This window comes from Shewanella sp. SG44-2 (genome assembly GCF_014164215.1).
GTDB classification, from domain to species: Bacteria; Pseudomonadota; Gammaproteobacteria; order Enterobacterales; family Shewanellaceae; genus Shewanella; species Shewanella frigidimarina.
The window spans coordinates 86,741-104,774 of record NZ_JACJEU010000009.1; the positions used below are offsets into that span (position 1 = coordinate 86,741).

Below are 18,034 nucleotides of genomic sequence, written 5' to 3' on the forward strand. Positions count from 1 at the left end.
CCCTTAATGAGTCACTTATCCTTTTACTATTTCAATCAATCTATTAATAAATAATTTAATGGCATCTGTGGTATCAAATCGAAAGGCTAAACCGTAGTGAATTTCATTTAAGCCTTTGTTTTGACGAGTTGGGAATCGGGTCATTTGGGCATTGTGATAGTAATCATATTTAGCGTGTACCCCGTCAATGGTAGCCAGTTCAGTCGAAAACACTTCAAATGCCGGACGAATAATCAGTAATGGCGTTTTTCCTTCTACATGCAAATAAACAGGCTCTTTTAACTCAGGCAGCATGTATTCGGTGACATTCTTAATATTAAAATTAGTACGACATTTCAAATCATTCAAGGTTGATGCGACTTGCTCATGGGTGATGCTCATAAAATAGATGCCTGTTGTAGGTAATACCATTGATTTATATCAATAGAGTATATGGCTTAGCAGGGTAAATAAAAACAAAAAGCCCCGAACTTTTGTTCAGGGCTAATGGTGTTAATACGTAGCTATTGGGTATAACGGTTATTCGCAGTAAATGAAAATTACGCGTCGATACCTTTACTTGCCAAAAATTCGTCGTAAGAACCTTTGAAATCATTAATGCCGGTTTCAGTGATTTCAATAATACGAGTGGCCAAAGATGAAACGAATGCACGGTCATGTGAGACGAACATTAAGGTGCCTTCGTATTTTTCAAGCGCATTGTTTAATGACTCAATAGATTCCATATCCATGTGGTTGGTTGGCTCATCGAGTAACAAGATGTTGGCTTTTTGCATGATAAGTTTACCGAAATACATACGGCCTTTCTCACCACCAGACAACACTTTAACTGACTTTTTAATGTCATCTGCACCAAACAACATACGACCTAAAATACCGCGAACGGATTGATCATCATCGTTTTCTTTACGCCATTGACTCATCCATTCGAACAAAGTCATGTCATTAGCAAAATCAGCTTCATGATCCTGTGCGTAGTAACCAATATTGGCATTTTCAGACCAATTAATCGTTCCTTCGTCTTGTGGAATATCATGAACTAAAGTGCGTAATAAAGTCGTTTTACCAATACCGTTCTGACCCAAGATAGCAATTCGCTCACCCACTTCAACCATTAGGTTAAGCTTGCTAAATAATGGTTTGTCGTAACCTTTGGCTAAATTTTCAACCACAAGTGCATTACGGAACAATTTCTTTTCTTGTTCGAAACGAATAAATGGGTTTACACGGCTCGATGCTTTGATGTCATCAAGCTTAATTTTATCAATTTGCTTAGCGCGTGATGTAGCTTGTTTAGCTTTAGATGCATTGGCAGAGAAACGTGCTACGAACGTTTGTAATTCAGCTATTTGCGCTTTTTTCTTGGCGTTGTCACTCATTAAACGTTCACGTGATTGCTGTGCAGCCATCATGTATTCGTCGTAGTTGCCAGGGAACACTCGTAGTTCACCGTAATCTAAGTCAGCCATGTGAGTACACACTGAATTTAAGAAATAACGGTCATGCGAAATAATAATCATGGTGCTGTTACGTTGGTTCAACATGTCTTGTAACCAGCGAATCGTATCGATGTCCAAGTTGTTGGTAGGTTCATCAAGTAACAGTAAATCTGGGTTTGAGAATAATGCTTGCGCCAATAACACCCGCAATTTAAAGCCTGGTGCAATCTCACTCATTAAACCGAAATGTTGTTCAATGGCAATGCCCACGCCTAAAAGTAAGTCACCTGCGCGAGATTCAGCAGTGTAACCGTCCATTTCAGCAAATTCCATCTCAAGCTCAGAGACTTTGATTCCGTCTTCTTCACTCATTTCAGGTAAAGAATAAATACGATCACGCTCTTGCTTGACCTCCCACAACTCTTTGTGGCCCATGATCACGGTGTCAACGACTGAAAAACTTTCGTAGGCAAACTGATCCTGGTTTAATTTACCCATGCGTTCGTTAACATCTATAGAGACGTTACCGCTTGATGGCTCTAAATCACCGGCAAGGATTTTCATAAAGGTGGATTTACCACAACCATTCGCGCCAATTAAACCGTAGCGATTACCGCCACCAAATTTTACTGAGAGATTTTCAAACAGTGGCTTAGCGCCAAACTGCATCGTGATGTTAGCTGTTGTAATCAAAATGAAATTCCAAATCGTGTTGTGTGTTAAAGCCCATATCAAATTGTAGTCTACTTGCTCGAGTTGACGTCTATATGACTCAAGCGAACAAAAATGATATTGAAACTGGCATACGGCAGAGCCGAGGTAAATGCGAAGCGCGACAGTGTAAGGATTTTTGGCCTAATTATCAACCTAGCAATAAAGAATAGGCTATACAAATTCAATCGACTTTTATGATAATGCTTCGATGTGAACCGGTATGAGATCATCTATGTGAATGTTGTAATGGCAATAACTTGATGGCCTACCTTTAACGCCGAAAACTAAATCTGGCTTTCGGCGCCGGCAATAACTTTTCTGTTTTTAACATTAACTTGGGCTAAGGAATTGAATGAACACGCCAAAATGTGCCATTTTGGCGTATTCCATAACAAACTTGTCAATTGTTATACTTTGGCAGGTTCTACAATTTCATCTAAGTGAGTTTCTGCTTGGGTAAAACAGTTCTGTAGAATCTTTTTAGATGGATAAACACCCATAGCACTCTCGATAACCTGCTTTTCAAAATCGATAATAATCGGAATAAGATTGCTTGCTTTGGATATTTTACGTTTTCTCAACTTTTTCAATGCGGTGATTTCTGCAGCTGTTGGCGAGCTATCGAAGGTAAAGTAAAGATAATGAATCGTATTTTGCGATTTCATGGCGAGCATTTTTTTCAGCCCTAGCAATCTATTAAATAAGTCATCATTTTGTGCTTGAACTTGTTCAATCGAGACCTTATTCATATCGAATACCGATATCGAAATGACATTATTAAAATACTTTTTCGCCGCAATAAACTCGAGACCTTGTACTTTGAATTTATCGTCTTGCTCAAGCACTGATACCGCTAACTCAACAAACTCATTGCTATTCACTAAGATATCTTTTAATCGTTCTCGGCCTGTGGGCAACGAGCTAAAATATGACGCTTTTTTCTGCATATTACGTCTAACGTAAAGCGCTAATGCTCCACAAAGAACTAAACAAACTATTTTACCGCCTATGCGATGCCAAAAATCAAGATATGGCGCTTCAGGAAGCACCATGCCAGCTTCCAAAGTCAGCCCTGTCACTTGCAAAGGAGTGAGGTCTATATACGCGTCTTGTTGTGGCAGCATGCCAGCAAACCGACCGTCATAATTCCACAGGGGGATAAATAGTATTTCAACTGATTTATAAATATAACCAATATCAACATAATCCCCATCAACGGTTTGAAAACGTTCATCATTTGGCAATTCCACTACAGGGACAATATTTTCGCCACCAAATGAAATTAAGCCTGCTTTAGCGTGTGCAGCATTAGGGGCAATAACGAGAAGAAATAGATATAGAAACAGAGTATTTTTCATTTTAATCCTTTATGAATAAAAAATATGCAATTGGTATTTAATACCAATCAATAACAAAAAGTAAATTATGGATTTACGTATGCGCAGTTAGTCTTGTATTGATTCCTTTCGACTAACAATTCAGGGTTATTATACCCAAATATATTCAGAGGTCGATAACAGTAACATCTCAAAAATAGCATTACAGTTATTTTTTAGCGCTTGTGGACCTCAATATTAGACACAAGGAAGTGACTTTCTAACAAGCTAAATGATGAGAAATGGTGTGATAAAATAAAACGACACATTGGCAATGTAAAATAGATAACGGCATTAACAATTATAATTAATGACGACGAGAATATTAGTGCCTTTCTCTTTAAATTCTACAACGCCATAAAATGCAGTTAATACATGTGGCGGTAAGCTAAGCGTCCGTAAACCTTTCACTAGCGGTTATGGCTGGGGAAATAGCAGGAAAAATACTATCTAGTCAACCTATTTACCTAAGCTTTCCCGTTGCTAACTCTACGAGACATGAGACCTTATCTATTGGCTCAGTTGATCAAGGTAATGCATGACTTGTTGACTGGCTTTTTCCATTTTAGTTAAATGGTCAATCGCGGTCTTTTTATCACCTTTGATGATCAACTCTAATGCTTTTACTCCATTAGCATGCACTTCTTTATGTGGAACCTCTAACGAACGAAAGGCATTATTGGCGGCAAAATCATTCTTACCACTACTTTGATACCATTTGCCTAATCGACACATTGTATGATCAGCAAAACTATCAATTGATTTTTGACTAGAGCCATGAGCAACGGCATAGATTTCACCTTTCCACACAATATGGTCTAGTTTTACAGTTTGAATAAAGGTTCTTAATGATGCGTGGCTAATGGTGTTTTTCATCGATGTACAGCAATCAATAATCTCGACATAGTCAGCATCAAGCTTTTCAACACCTAATGATAAATCACCATTACTATTTTGAATAACACTGACGGATTCAACGGTTGTTGAGGTGGTATCAATAATTTTATTGACCAGTTCAGACACTTCGTTTGCGGAAGTTTGAGTATTATTGGCTAATGAACGGACTTCGTCGGCCACGACACTAAATCCTCGACCCGCTTCACCTGCGCGCGCAGCTTCTATTGCGGCATTAAGTGCTAATAAATTTGTTTGCGCAGAAATTTTTGAAATAGTCGAAACGAACAAATTGATGTTATCGGCCATTTTAGAAAGACCAGAAATATTCTCAGTTAGCATGCCCATCTTCGATGTTAACGAATTCATTTCAGCCACAATACGACTAAGAGAATCACTCGATGAATGGAGTAATTCACTGATCACATTGGTTGATTGATTTTCACGATCGATAGCTTGATATGACGATAAAACTGTTTCACGAACCCCCTCAATATGCTTAATACATTCAATAGTACAGTTTAATAATTGCTGTTCAAAAAACAGCTCTTCTTGATTGGCCTGATTGAGGCTTACTTGCGTTTTTAATTCATCATTGTGCAGAGTTAATTGCTGGTTTTCCTGCTCTAGTCGTTGAACGCTTTGAATTAGTGCTTCATTTTGTTGACACTTTATTTGATATTTTTTTGTAGTCGTAAACATAATGATCTCATTCAATGGCTAAAATAGAAATGATACAAACACCAAAAATATAATCACTTTTAATCAGAATAATGATACATACTTAAGGCAATATCCTTATATAGTAAATTCTAATTTAAATATCTCTAAGTCCTATCCTATTGATTTGTGATATTCAACTCATTATTTTTATTATTGATTAACTGGCCACAAAATGGCATGTAGCGATACCATTCTATGCTGAAAGCATCAACACCAAAGCAACATGCTGCTAGAAAATTTAAATGCTGTAGGGCTAAGATGGTAAATAAAGGCAGGACACTTAATAAGAGTGGTAACGAGTATTCACCCCGCTACCACTCAAAGTGCAGTTATAGATGAGGGCGCAGATTGCGCCCTAACGCTAAGATGTAAAACGTTTTGTAGAAATACCGCTAACTCTAGCCGCATAAGCGTTTTACAGTTCTAAATAAGCCACTATGTAATCTAATCCACCAGTAATGGCAGCAACTTGAGCATCGTTACATTCTTGTGCTGTCACGTGTGGACTGTCCGGATAAACCTCAGTAGTGGTATTGAAGTGATTGTCAGTAATCCCGGCACATAAACTGAGTTTTTTAACCGGGTAATTAATCACCCCAAATTGCTCTATCGGCACTTCAATTAATTGTCCATTGTCGTCAGGCGCAATGTGAGTCACTTTAGCCACAGAATCAATCACTGCTTTTTGGAAGGCTGGAGTTGGGTTATCACTGTCGCCGACTAAATAGAAACCATCAGGGATAATGCCTTTATCGTATTCAATGCCATCACGCGCAGACAGCAAAGGTCTAAACTCTAACTCATCAGTGTCAGTCGTTTCATGCAAATCGATATGGGCATATACATCTCCCAAACTTGCCACAAATGCCATCAGCGCGGCAGACTCTTCTGCAGGACTATTAGCATAAAAAGAGCGATTAGGATCGATGGCTTTAGGATTCCAACGGTTAACGGTCTCATAACCCCACGGGCTAACACACGGCGCGATGGCCACATTAAAATACTGAGTATAATCCTGTGCTTTAGTGGCTAAAAACTGAATAGCACCATGTACGCCGCTCGTTTCATAACCATGTACTCCACCAGTCACTAGAATGGTTTTCTTATTGCTATCCCATTGCTGAGATTTAAAAGCAAACAGTGGATATTTATTAGCGTCATAAGATAATGCGCCGTATTGTACCTGTTCAAACGGACCATTAATCTGAGCCAGTTTACTCACCACTTCATCTTGATATGAGCGCTTTATGGCAACTTGTGCCAACCATTGTGCTTTGTCTGCGTCGGTCCATTTTTGACCTGGTGTACCAATTGGATACGGTGTTGAATTGCTCATATAACCTCGTTAATCGTTTATTTTATTGAGTTATGTATGTGTAAGTCACTTGTTGTTAACTGATGTTTATTGCTCAACTATTTGTTTACTTATATGCCGCTTTATTGGCTAACTGGATGGGATTTAGCAAAAATAACCAATGCAATCCCAACAAAAATAATGCCCGCCGATACACTAAGGTGAAAACTGATCACTTCATCTAAAAAGAGAATACCGCCCACTGCGGCAATCACAGGTACCGTTAATTGTAAAACCGCAGCATGGGTTGATGTGAGTCCGCGCAATGCTTGATACCACAACGCATAACCAATACCCGATGCCATTGCACCCGATAACACAGCCAACAATATGCCTTTAGCAGACAATACTGTTACTTGTGATATTGAGACTAATTGTGTCGCTGAGGTTAATTGAGGCAGGAGCCACACCACCAATATCATCACCACAACCAAAGGTAGGCTGCGAATAAAGTTATAACCTGTATCAAATAATGGGTTAACTGACTTTTTACCTAACAAAGTATACCCGCCCCAAGCACAACCGCTGATCGCCATTAATACTAATCCGGTCATCGAAGGCGCGCTTACGCCAGGTAATACTAAATAAGCAAATCCACTGAATGCCAATAATGCGCCTATCCACTCAAGTAGCGTTAACCGCTGGCCTTGAAAATAGCTGATTAACATCATGCTAATTTGCACTGCGGCAAACAAAATTAGTGCTCCGGTCGCGGTATCAAGTAACACATAGGCGTATGAAAAAGTCACCGCGTAGATAAACAACAATGCCCCTGCAAACATGCTGCCACGGCTAGTAGAGTTACTCACTGTGGTTTTAGTACTTCGCAACAGCATTAACAACCACAATACCGACGCACCTGCGGTTAAACGAATTGCAGTAAAACTACTGGGATCGATGAGTGCCGGAGTTTGTTGAGTCGATAACGCCATGCGACACAAAACTGAATTGGCAGCAAATGCGACCAAGGCAATTAAGGTATACAAAGCGATAGAAAACCTTGATAAAAATGCGGATAAGCTAGACATAACAGAGTTACTTAGTCGATTTTTTGAAACTAAATTTATGAGTAAACCACTGTATTACAGCCACTTGCTGTACGTGGGTTAAACCAAAGTAAACACAAATCCACGGTGAAAGGAGTAAAAACCACGGTAGCGCAGCAGTTGAGCGACCTGAAAATAATAAATACAAAAATCCGCCATAGATAATAATCACGCCCAGAATGCCTACGATTAGCATGATTTTTTTTAGCAGGTATTCTAACTTCGCCACGTCATTAATCCTTAAAAGTAAAAAAGCCACGCCGAGCATAAGCTCGGCGTGACAACATCATAACAAACTGAATACAGGGAATACCAATCACATTCATTATATGAAAGTGCTCAACGCGTTATATTGCGCTGAGCGAACAGATAATGAGCAAAAGCATCACTCTATCGCTTATAAGCGAATACCGCCGTCAATTTCAAATACACGACCGTTAACGTAATCGTTTTCGATAATAAACCGCACCGTTGCAGCCACTTCTTCTGGCTGACCTAAGCGCCCTACTGGGACCATTTTTTCTAAACGCTCTAATGCTTCTGGTTTCATTGCTGCGGTCATTTCGGTAGCAATAACTCCAGGAGCAACTGCTGCGCTGCGAATATTATGGCGAGCTAACTCTTTTGCCCAACCAACCGCCATAGCCGCAACGCCCGCTTTAGACGCTGAATAATTAGATTGTCCCATGTTACCGGCTTTAGCAACGCTAGAGATATTGATAATAACCCCAGCTTGCTTGGTTTCAATCATCGCTGCTGCGGCTTCGCGACCACATAAAAAGGTGCCAGTTAAATTAACATTGATAACAGATTGGAACTGCTGATATGACATGCGGTCAGTCACTACGCCATCTTTGGCTTTAATCATTAGCCCATCACGTAAAATACCGGCATTGTTAATTAATACATTCACTTTGCCAAAGTCTTCAACGATAAATTTAAAGCCAGAGACCACATCTTCTTCATCGGTAATGTCTAATGCATAACCTTGAACTTCAGTTACAGAACCTAAATCAGCACAAGCTTGTTCAAGTTTAGCCTGATCAACATCGATAAGCGCCAATTTAGCACCTTGGGCAGCTAAATCATGCGCCATAGCTAAACCTAACCCACCTGCTCCGCCAGTAATGACGACAACCTTATCTTTTAATTCCATCAACTGAATCCTTTATTTTTTCTTTGAAAATTGTTCAAAAATACTCGAAAAATCGCGACGGCCATGGCCTTGGCGAGCATGATTAACATATAAGCTACGAGCCAAGGAACCCATAGGTGTACTTGAATTAGAGGCGACTGCCGCTTCTTGCGACAACCCTAAATCTTTAACCATCAAGTCAACCATAAAACCACCTTGGTAACCTTTTGACGACGGCACATTTTCCATCACATCTGGGCATGGGTTGTACTTTTCTAACGTCCAGTTACCGCCGCTACTGACTTTCATGATATCAGACAACACTTTAGGATCTAAACCATTATCCAAACCAAGTTGTAACGATTCGCTAGTACCCACCATCAACACAGACAACAGCATGTTATTACAAATCTTTGCTATTTGACCTGCACCTACTGCACCGGCGTGAAATATATTGCCACCCATAACCGTTAATACCGTTTGGGCTTGTTGATAGGCGGCTTCACTACCACCACAAATAAAGGTTAAGGTACCGGCTGCTGCGCCTGCTGTACCGCCAGATACTGGCGCATCCATAAATTCGATGCCCTTTTCAGCGGCTTTTGCCCCAACTAAACGGGCGCTGTCGGCATCAATGGTTGAGCAATCTATCAATAATGCCTGTTTAGACACGACATCTAACAAACCTTTATTATTGTCATCGCCTAGGTACAAGCTGCGTACATGCTTGCCTGCTGGCAGCATGGTAATCACAAAATCGGCGGCTGCCGCTGCGCCGCATGCTGTTTTAGCGCTGAGTGCACCTTGAGCTGTTAACGCTTCGACTGCTGTAGGATTTAAGTCAAACACTGTGACTGTCATACCCGCTTTAATTAAATTGGCCGCCATTGGGCCACCCATGTTACCTAAACCAATAAATGCTACTGTTGCCATGTCGTTAATCCTTTTTAAGTAAAGTCTGCTAATGGGTGTTTATCTTCAGCCCAAGGCGAGGTAACCAATTGGGTCACTTTATTCGCATCCACTGCGTCTACATCTGCAAATAACCATTTAGGTTGACGATCTTTATCAATCAATAAGGCGCGAACACCTTCGCAAAAATCACCCATAGAGCAGCAATTGACGCTTACACCTAACTCCCACTTAAAGCAGTCTGCCAAACTCATTTCGGTGCCAAGTGCAGCCTGAGCAAAAATTAAATGCCAGCTTATTGGACTACCTGCTAAGGCGGTTTTTTGTGCTCGTTTTAGCCAATCCAGATCAGTGTTTAATGACGATAATTGATGATGCACATCAAGGATGTCACCCGACATCAACAAATCGATTTGTGCTTGGAATTGTTGCAGTGGGCTAATAGATAATGCCGCTAAATGCGGCTGACTCATATTGGTCAACAATCCGCTTAGCAATTGATGATTTTGCTCACTATCTTGACTCCAAGCGAGTTCAGCCATGGCATTGTATAGTGGCTCTTTTTCATCGCTATTAAGAATGTGATTTCCTAAACCAACATACAGCGCATCTGCACAGTTCATGTTGTAAGCGGTTAAGCCTAAAAACAATCCTGTCTTACCTGGCATACGGTTTAAAAAGTAGCTGCCGCCAACGTCTGGATATAAACCAATGGTCACCTCTGGCATTGCAATACGGCTTCGCTCGGTAACAACACGATGACTGCCGCCCGCCATTAACCCAAGTCCACCGCCCATAACAATACCATCACCCCATACTAAAACGGGTTTGCCGAATTGATGCAGTAAATAATCAAGTTGGTATTCTTGGGTAAAAAACTCACACGCTTCTGTGGTGATGTTGTTTGGGTTGGCGACAGATGCATGGTAAATAGCGCGCACATCGCCGCCAGCACAAAAGGCTTTTTCGCCGGCGCCATCTAACACAACACACGCAATGCTGTCGTCTTGTTGCCACTTGGTGAGTTGTGCCTGCATTGCTGCAACCATGTCGAGGGTTAATGCATTTAGTGCTTTTTCAATATTCAGAGTTACCATGCCAATAGATTGACCTGATAACGTGCCTTGGGTTTGAAATATTACATCTTGAGTCATTAGCAGTTCTTCCAGTTTGGAGTGCGTTTTTGTAAAAAGGCATTCACACCTTCAGCCTGATCTTCGGTATCAAATAAGTCCACAAACATTTCGCGCTCAAACGGCAATGCTTGAGCCCGCGGCATAGTTCGTCCGGCTTGAATAAGGGTTTTACATACGCTGACACTGCTAGGTGATTGCTTAGCCACTTTAGCGGCTAATGCCACTGCAGCATCTAAGACTTGACCTTGTCCTACTACTTCTTCAACAAGGCCTATTTTCTCCGCTTTGGCGGCATCAATACGTTCGCCACATAAAATCATCCGTTTTGCCCAACCTTCCCCCACTAAAGCCGTTAGGTTTTGGGTGCCACCAGCACAAGGTAGTAACCCCACTGAGGCCTCTGGCAATGCCATTTGGGCTTGCGCTTCTGCAATACGTAGATCGCAGGCTAATGCCACTTCTAACCCGCCACCCATGGCATAACCATTAATGGCCGCAATCGAAACACCTCTAAATGCACTTAATGCTTCAAACGCTTCACCGAAATGTTTTGCCATGGAGGCTGCATTTTGTTTATCGCCGTCGGCAAACAAATTCAAATCAGCGCCTGCTGAGAAAAACTTGTCACCTTGACCGGTAATCACAAGGGCATAAACGTCCTTGTTTTGATTCAGTTCAAGTACTGTGTGTTTCAGTGCTTGCAAGCTGTCTGCTGTCCAGGTGTTGGCTGGCGGATTGTTCAAGGTCAAAATGGCCGTGTGGCCGACTATATGTTTAAGAATCGCAGGGTGTGCAGTCATAATGCTATGTCCTTATGCTAGAGCTAGTGAGTCACGAGTGGATCAGCTAATTACAGGATTGGATGAGCATCGCTAGCGAGCAAACGACGAGCAATAATCAGGCGCATAATTTCATTAGTGCCTTCTAAAATCTGGTGCACGCGCACATCTCTGAAATGGCGTTCTAGCGGATATTCACGGATATAACCGTAACCACCGTGAATTTGCAGTGCACCGTCACACACTTGGAAACCTACATCGGTCGCAAAACGTTTCGCCATGGCACAATAAGCGCTGGCTTCTGGGTCTTGAGTGTCTAATTTAAACGCCGCTAAACGTACCATTTGACGAGCAGCAACCAATTCTGTTGCCATGTCAGCCAGTTTGAACTGCAATGCTTGGAATGCCGCTAGCGGTTTACCAAATTGCTTACGCTCATTCATGTATTCAGTTGCACGAGTTAGTGCAGCTTGCGCTGTACCTATTGAACAGGTAGCAATATTAATACGTCCGCCGTCTAGGCCTTTCATCGCAAAGGTAAAACCTTGGCCTTCTTCGCCAAGTAAGTTAGCGGCAGGCACGCGCACGTTTTCAAAACTAATTAATCTTGTTGGCTGTGCGTTCCAACCCATTTTATCTTCAGCTTTTCCGTAAGTAACACCGGCCGCATCGGCAGGTACGGCAATCGCTGAAATCCCTTTAGGGCCTGCTTCACCTGTGCGGCACATCACCACTAAAAGCTCGGTTTCACCCGCACCAGAGATAAACATTTTTGAACCGGTGATCAAGTAATCATCACCATCACGCACAGCTTTGGTTTGCAATGAAGCTGCATCACTGCCAGCACCAGGTTCTGTTAAACAGTAAGAGGCTAATAACTGCCCTGTGGTTAAGCCTTCTGACCACTGCTTACGTAAGGTTTCAGTGCCCCACGTAGTCACCATCCAAGTGGCCATATTATGAATTGTTAGCATTGCTGTGGTGGCTGTACAACCATGGGCTAATTCTTCAAAAATAATCGAAGAATCTAACCGAGATAAGCCCATACCGCCTTCTGATTCTGGCGAGTACAAAGAACAGAACCCCAGCTCACCAGCTTTTTGAATCACGTCTTTAGGAAAGTGATGTTCTTCGTCCCACTTGGCGGCGAATGGCGCGAGTTCTTCGGCAGAAAATTGACGGGCTAAATCAGCAAACTGACGCTGATCTTCGTTTAAATTAAAATCCATGCTGGACTCCTAATATTGTCTTGGATGACTCTTGGGTCATTTATTGCCTTAGCCGCATACCGCTTTAAGCAGTTAACTCATTACTAGGTGCAATGGGAGGTAAGGTGGTCTTGTTGTTTAGCGAAAAATATTGCCGTGACGGCGTCACGGCAATAAACATCATTCCTATTTAAGATCAATACTCATGTTAGGACCGCTAACGGCTTCTGAGTCAAACCAACGAGTTGTGATGGTTTTGGTTTCGGTGCAGAAGCGCACCGCTTGCTTGCCGTAGGCGTGTTGGTCGCCATAGAAACTGCCTTTCCATCCAGTGAACGAGAAGAAAGGTAATGGCACAGGAATTGGCACGTTAATACCCACTTGGCCTACTTCAATTTCATGTTGATATTTACGCGCTGCGCCGCCTGATGCAGTAAAGATTGAAGTGCCGTTGCCGTATGGGCTGTTGTTAACCAGTTCGATAGCATCGTCTAAGTTATCCGCTTCCATACAACACAGTACTGGGCCAAATATTTCTTCTTTGTAAATGCTCATGTCGGTGGTGACATTGGTAAACATGGTTGGGCCAACCCAGTTACCCGACTCGTAACCTGCAACGGTAAAATCGGTTCCATCGAGTAAGCAATCAGCACCTTCAGCTTTACCTTGAGCAATCAGTTTTAGTACACGCTCTTTTGCTGCTGGACTGATAACTGGACCGTAAGCAGCTTCTTTGTCATCCCATAAACCAGGACGAACTTTAGCTAACGCTTCTTTTAATTCAGGGATCCATTCTTTAGCTTTACCCACAAAAATAGCGACTGAAATCGCCATACAACGCTGACCGGCAGCACCAACAGAGGCACCAACCATGTTATTGATCACTTGCTGCTTGTTCGCATCAGGCATGATCACGCAATGGTTTTTAGCTCCTGCAAACGCTTGCACACGCTTTAGATTGTCGGTACCGGTTTTGTAAATGTATTGACCAACCCCCACAGAACCAACAAACGAAATCGCTTTAATGGCTGGGTCTCTTAGCAAGATGTCTACTGCTGTTTTGTCGCCATGAATAAGTTGCAACACGCCTTTTGGCGCGCCTGCTTCAACAAACAATTCAACTAAACGCTGTGGCGTCATAGGATCTTGTTCTGACGGCTTTAAAATAAACGTGTTACCGCAAGCAATCGATAACGGGAACATCCATAGCGGGATCATTGCTGGGAAGTTGAATGGGGTAATACCCGCACACACACCTAATGGTTGAGTGTAGCTATAGGTATCGATATTTCGAGCGACGTTTTCAACAGTTTCACCCATCATTAACGACGCAACACCACAAGCATGTTCAGCTACTTCAATGCCGCGCCATACATCGCCTTTAGCATCTTCAAATGTTTTACCGGTTTCTTGCGCCAAAATGGTCGCCAGTTCGTCGTGATGCTCTTTGAGTAAATGTTGGTAACGCAACATGACGCGCGCACGTTCAGACACAGGGACTTCTTTCCACGTTTTAAATGCTTCTTTAGCACTGTGAATGGCCTGCTCAACTTCGGCAGTGGTAGCGCAATTAATTTTAGCAATAACGCTATTATTGGCCGGGTTGGTCACATCAATATTGCGATCTCCGCTGCCATAAGTGAATTCGCCATCAATATAATGCTTAACTTGTGTGATCATGTTGTTTTCCTCGATCCTTGGACATCTTATGAGTGAATAACATCACTCGTATTGAGTTACTGCACAGGTGACGCGATTTGTTGTGTTTGTCAGTCTCACTAACAGTGGCTGCGTGTACATCTACCTGTGCGGTGGTCTTGTCGAACTTAACTTGTATTGTCTATTTACACTTCAATCGCCATTGCTGTGGCTTCGCCGCCACCAATACATAACGATGCCACGCCGCGCTTAAGGCCGCGTGCTTTTAAGGCATAAATCAATGTGACTAACAAACGCGTTCCAGAACAACCAATTGGGTGTCCCATTGCACATGCACCGCCATTAACGTTGACCTTGTTGGCATCTAAGTTCAGCTCAGAAATAGCTAACATGGTGACCATGGCAAACGCTTCGTTGATTTCGTATAAATCGACGTCATCTTTGTTCCACTGCACTTTATCGAACAGTTTTTGCATTGCGCCAACGGGTGCGGTGGTGAACATTGACGGTTCTTGTGAATGAGTGGTGTGGCCTTTAATGGTCGCTAATACGCTTAAGCCCAATTGCTGTGCTTTTTCGCGTGTCATTAACATTAACGCTGCAGCGCCGTCCGAAATTGAACTTGAGTTGGCCGCAGTAATCGTACCGTCTTTGGTAAATGCAGGGCGTAATGTCGGGATTTTTTCAGGACGAGCATTACCAGGTTGTTCATCTATCTCTACCGTCACGTCGCCACGGCGCGTACTAATGGTTACTGGCACGACTTCGTCTTTAAATGCGCCAGAGTTAATCGCTGCATTGGCTTTTTCGAGCGAACCTAATGCAAAATCATCCATTTGCTCACGAGTTAAACCAAAGTCATCAGCGGTTTTTTGGGCAAATGTGCCCATTGCACCACCGGTATAAGCGTCTTCAAGGCCGTCTAAAAACATGTGGTCCATGACTTTGCCGTGGCCCATGCGCATACCGCTACGTGCTTTATCGAGTAAATATGGTGCTTGGCTCATGCTTTCCATGCCACCAGCAACCACAACTTGGCTGCTACCAGCTTTAATTAAATCGTGCGCTAACATGACGGTTTTCATACCAGAACCACAAACTTTATTGACTGTTGTTGCGCCAACGCTTAACGGTAAACCCGCACCTAGCGTCGCTTGGCGAGCAGGTGCTTGGCCCAAACCGGCTGGCAATACACAACCCATCAATACTTCGTCAACAGCATCAACGCTGATCCCCGTTTGGGCGATAAGACCTTTGATAGCGGTTGCAGCTAATACTGGAGAAGCTACCTCAGACAATGCGCCTTGAAACCCACCCATTGGTGTACGTTTCGCGGCAACAATAACGATATCTTGACCTGTTTGCTCTGTACTCATAACCACTCCAATTTACTGCGCTTAAAAAATTAACATCAATAATATGGATATCACTTTGACGTTGACGCGAACGTAAAGCAAGTAAAAAATGGTCTAAATACAGATGTTAATTAATAGGAATTGTCAGTGAAGATTTACAGTTTAAGAATGTCACGTTTAAATTTGATGTAAGATATTGTTTTTATGATATATATCAATACCTATTTATCAGTAACATGATTACTGTTGAGTGATTTATTGAGCGTAAAACTTTAGTCTAAGTAGAAAGTAGCCGAAGCGACCAAACAACTGCATCGGCACTTAGGGAGGGTTAATGATCGACAACCACGACTTGATTACGGCCGTTGTCTTTTGCTTGATATAAGCCTAAATCGGCTTGTTTAATAATGTCGACAAGCTCATGAGTTTGCGGGGTTAACATCGCGACAGACACACTGATAGTGAAATTCATTTTAACATCGTTAAACACAAACTGGTTTGACTCAATACTGGTTCGCAATCGTTCGGCTATTTCAACGGCTTGTGCTTGCTCTGTATCAGGTAAAATAATTAAAAACTCTTCGCCACCGATGCGACCTAAAATATCGTTTTTCTTGAGCCAATTGCGTGCTCGTCTACCACACGCTTTTATGGCTAAATCGCCAATATCATGACCATAATGATCATTAATGGCTTTAAAGTTATCGATATCGAACATAATAACGGCTAGTGATCGATTATGTTTTTTAGCCTGATAAAAGCGCTTTTTACCCTGTTCAAAGGTATGACGTCTATTTGCAATACCCGTCAAATAATCAGTTTGAGAGCGGCGTTTAAATTGTCGGCGAGATTGCCACAAGAAAATGACCACCACCAATAACACCAATGCAATTAGCACTGCGATTGCCATTGATAAGTTAGTAATTTTTTGAGAATCAATTTCGGCCTCTAAATTCAGCTTATTGATTGCCAATTGCTTTTCGAGCAGACGATTATTGAACTCAGCCACGGTAAGATTATGGTCTAATGATGAATTAACCACATCATTATTAATAATATTAGCAAAGTTCTTTTTTTGTAAATCGATGGTATCCAAAAGCTTATTCATACCAAGATTACTCGACCCATTGGCGTAATCAATAATGGCAGCAATCATCAATTTCAGTTCATTGGAATGGCCGTCATAAGTCGCCGAACCAGAAAATATTTCAGCATACTTAAAAGCTTTATTTGGTTGTTGTTGGCGAAAATAGCTCAATGCCAACCATGCATGCGTGGCGTCGACAAAGTATTTTTCTTGGGTTGTATCTTGCACCGCTAATGCTCGTAAAAAATGATCAATACCTTCTTGAAATAAACCTTGGGCCCAACAGCTAATGCCAGTATTAAATTGATAGAAAAAATCAAAGTCAGCAAACTCTGGCGATTGTTCAACTAACTGCTGCATTTGGGCTAAATGGGCTTTATTTTCCACCCACATGGCCAATTTAATCGATTCACCCACCATGTTATGCAACATATTAAACATGTCTTGTTTATCTTGGGCTTGCTCCCAAAAGCCATAAGCTTTGTTAAAATATTCATAGGCTTTACGGTTTAAACCATTGTCACGATAGATAGCAGCGGTGGCATTAAATATCATCGCTTGGCGGCTCAGTCCTAATTGATGCTGTTGTGCTAACGCTAATGCTTCATTTAACCTTTTCAGACCTTCGCCAAAATCACTTGGTTTATTATAACAATACGCGCTTTGAGCTAACACTTCGGCCAAGATATCAACGTTTCCAAGCTGACGGGCTAATGTAATCGCCACTTCACGATCTGGGCAATAAACTTGGGTGTCGTTAGTTTGAAGGTAAAGTATGAATGAGCGTTCGAGATAGCTTTTGACCAGTTCTTGACTAAGAGGATGTGGTGTAAGTAATTTAATTGCCTGAGTATAACTGTCAATTGCCGCGACAAGATCACTGTTAACTTCTTGCTCTATTGCTAGCAAATGCAACAACTGGCCTTGCTGTTCAATCGGCCATTGAGCACTTTGTTGTAGCTGTTGTTGTAAAAAGTCAATTCGTTGTTGTGGTAAGTCTAATGTGGCTAACTGTTGTTTGATATCAGTAATTGTTGCGCTATCAGTATTGTCGCTAACGATATTATCGCTAACAGTACTATTACTAACATTGGCGCCATTCATTTTAGTGTCATTAACGTCACTAAAAACATCACCGGCCCCCCAAGACGTTAGCGGCCAGCTCATTGCACACACCAATAATATCATCAACTTGGTTTTAACCATTTAACCTCGAC

General features: G+C 42.0%; 15 protein-coding genes. All 15 read right to left on the reverse strand.

The features are described 5' to 3' along the window. Positions 1 to 15: 15 nt before the first annotated feature. On the reverse strand, positions 16 to 381 hold the full coding sequence (locus H5181_RS09465) for a hypothetical protein (protein WP_041413484.1): 366 nt from the start codon (positions 379 to 381) through the stop codon (positions 16 to 18). A gap of 158 nt (positions 382 to 539) precedes the next feature. After that, complete coding sequence (locus H5181_RS09470; RefSeq protein WP_081430125.1) at positions 540 to 2,132, reverse strand: ABC-F family ATPase; 1,593 nt, start codon at positions 2,130 to 2,132, stop codon at positions 540 to 542. Positions 2,133 to 2,560: 428 nt separating this feature from the next. Next, positions 2,561 to 3,511 (reverse strand): hypothetical protein, encoded by a 951-nt coding sequence (locus tag H5181_RS09475; protein ID WP_182750880.1) that lies wholly within the window; start codon positions 3,509 to 3,511, stop codon positions 2,561 to 2,563. 528 nt (positions 3,512 to 4,039) lie between these two features. After that, positions 4,040 to 5,125, reverse strand: a complete 1,086-nt coding sequence (locus tag H5181_RS20910; RefSeq protein ID WP_182750881.1) for a methyl-accepting chemotaxis protein — start codon at positions 5,123 to 5,125, stop codon at positions 4,040 to 4,042. A gap of 436 nt (positions 5,126 to 5,561) precedes the next feature. Then, the gene (locus H5181_RS09485) at positions 5,562 to 6,482 is read right to left on the reverse strand and encodes a M14 family metallocarboxypeptidase (RefSeq protein WP_182750882.1); all 921 of its coding nucleotides are present in this window, start codon (positions 6,480 to 6,482) and stop codon (positions 5,562 to 5,564) included. A gap of 101 nt (positions 6,483 to 6,583) precedes the next feature. Beyond that, positions 6,584 to 7,528: a DMT family transporter gene (locus H5181_RS09490; protein WP_182750883.1), complete on the reverse strand. Its 945-nt coding sequence runs from the start codon at positions 7,526 to 7,528 to the stop codon at positions 6,584 to 6,586. 7 nt (positions 7,529 to 7,535) lie between these two features. Next, positions 7,536 to 7,742 carry a hypothetical protein gene (locus H5181_RS09495; RefSeq protein WP_011636819.1) on the reverse strand — a complete coding sequence of 69 codons (207 nt, stop codon included), beginning with the start codon at positions 7,740 to 7,742 and terminating at the stop codon, positions 7,536 to 7,538. A 201-nt stretch (positions 7,743 to 7,943) separates the two neighbouring features. Next, positions 7,944 to 8,702 carry an SDR family oxidoreductase gene (locus H5181_RS09500; RefSeq protein WP_102037211.1) on the reverse strand — a complete coding sequence of 253 codons (759 nt, stop codon included), beginning with the start codon at positions 8,700 to 8,702 and terminating at the stop codon, positions 7,944 to 7,946. Positions 8,703 to 8,714: 12 nt separating this feature from the next. Then, entirely contained in the window at positions 8,715 to 9,614 is a 900-nt protein-coding gene (mmsB, locus tag H5181_RS09505) for a 3-hydroxyisobutyrate dehydrogenase (RefSeq protein WP_182750884.1), read from the reverse strand. Positions 9,615 to 9,628: 14 nt separating this feature from the next. After that, positions 9,629 to 10,747 (reverse strand): enoyl-CoA hydratase/isomerase family protein, encoded by a 1,119-nt coding sequence (locus H5181_RS09510; RefSeq protein WP_123884081.1) that lies wholly within the window; start codon positions 10,745 to 10,747, stop codon positions 9,629 to 9,631. Beyond that, the gene (locus tag H5181_RS09515; protein ID WP_102037659.1) at positions 10,747 to 11,529 is read right to left on the reverse strand and encodes an enoyl-CoA hydratase; all 783 of its coding nucleotides are present in this window, start codon (positions 11,527 to 11,529) and stop codon (positions 10,747 to 10,749) included. The genes H5181_RS09510 and H5181_RS09515 overlap by 1 nt, the downstream gene beginning before the upstream one ends. 50 nt (positions 11,530 to 11,579) lie before the next feature. Next, entirely contained in the window at positions 11,580 to 12,737 is a 1,158-nt protein-coding gene (locus H5181_RS09520) for an acyl-CoA dehydrogenase family protein (RefSeq protein ID WP_011636814.1), read from the reverse strand. A 165-nt stretch (positions 12,738 to 12,902) separates the two neighbouring features. Beyond that, on the reverse strand, positions 12,903 to 14,396 hold the full coding sequence (locus tag H5181_RS09525) for a CoA-acylating methylmalonate-semialdehyde dehydrogenase (RefSeq protein WP_011636813.1): 1,494 nt from the start codon (positions 14,394 to 14,396) through the stop codon (positions 12,903 to 12,905). Between the two features lie 164 nt (positions 14,397 to 14,560). After that, positions 14,561 to 15,751, reverse strand: coding sequence for an acetyl-CoA C-acyltransferase (locus H5181_RS09530; protein WP_011636812.1), 1,191 nt, complete (start codon positions 15,749 to 15,751; stop codon positions 14,561 to 14,563). 310 nt (positions 15,752 to 16,061) lie between these two features. Further along, on the reverse strand, positions 16,062 to 18,023 hold the full coding sequence (locus tag H5181_RS09535) for a GGDEF domain-containing protein (RefSeq protein ID WP_182750885.1): 1,962 nt from the start codon (positions 18,021 to 18,023) through the stop codon (positions 16,062 to 16,064). Between the last annotated feature and the right edge of the window lie 11 nt (positions 18,024 to 18,034).

Excerpts from the sequence above, each read along its gene's own strand:
- H5181_RS09530 (WP_011636812.1), bottom strand. The coding sequence starts at position 15,751 with ATGAGTACAGAGCAAACAGGTCAAGATATCGTTATTGTTGCCGCGAAA.
- H5181_RS20910 (WP_182750881.1), bottom strand. The coding sequence starts at position 5,125 with ATGTTTACGACTACAAAAAAATATCAAATAAAGTGTCAACAAAATGAA.
- H5181_RS09490 (WP_182750883.1), bottom strand. The coding sequence starts at position 7,528 with ATGTCTAGCTTATCCGCATTTTTATCAAGGTTTTCTATCGCTTTGTAT.
- H5181_RS09500 (WP_102037211.1), bottom strand. The coding sequence starts at position 8,702 with ATGGAATTAAAAGATAAGGTTGTCGTCATTACTGGCGGAGCAGGTGGG.
- H5181_RS09475 (WP_182750880.1), bottom strand. The coding sequence starts at position 3,511 with ATGAAAAATACTCTGTTTCTATATCTATTTCTTCTCGTTATTGCCCCT.
- mmsB (WP_182750884.1), bottom strand. The coding sequence starts at position 9,614 with ATGGCAACAGTAGCATTTATTGGTTTAGGTAACATGGGTGGCCCAATG.
- H5181_RS09485 (WP_182750882.1), bottom strand. The coding sequence starts at position 6,482 with ATGAGCAATTCAACACCGTATCCAATTGGTACACCAGGTCAAAAATGG.
- H5181_RS09520 (WP_011636814.1), bottom strand. The coding sequence starts at position 12,737 with ATGGATTTTAATTTAAACGAAGATCAGCGTCAGTTTGCTGATTTAGCC.
- H5181_RS09465 (WP_041413484.1), bottom strand. The coding sequence starts at position 381 with ATGAGCATCACCCATGAGCAAGTCGCATCAACCTTGAATGATTTGAAA.
- H5181_RS09495 (WP_011636819.1), bottom strand. The coding sequence starts at position 7,742 with ATGCTAATCGTAGGCATTCTGGGCGTGATTATTATCTATGGCGGATTT.
- H5181_RS09525 (WP_011636813.1), bottom strand. The coding sequence starts at position 14,396 with ATGATCACACAAGTTAAGCATTATATTGATGGCGAATTCACTTATGGC.
- H5181_RS09515 (WP_102037659.1), bottom strand. The coding sequence starts at position 11,529 with ATGACTGCACACCCTGCGATTCTTAAACATATAGTCGGCCACACGGCC.
- H5181_RS09535 (WP_182750885.1), bottom strand. The coding sequence starts at position 18,023 with ATGGTTAAAACCAAGTTGATGATATTATTGGTGTGTGCAATGAGCTGG.
- H5181_RS09510 (WP_123884081.1), bottom strand. The coding sequence starts at position 10,747 with ATGACTCAAGATGTAATATTTCAAACCCAAGGCACGTTATCAGGTCAA.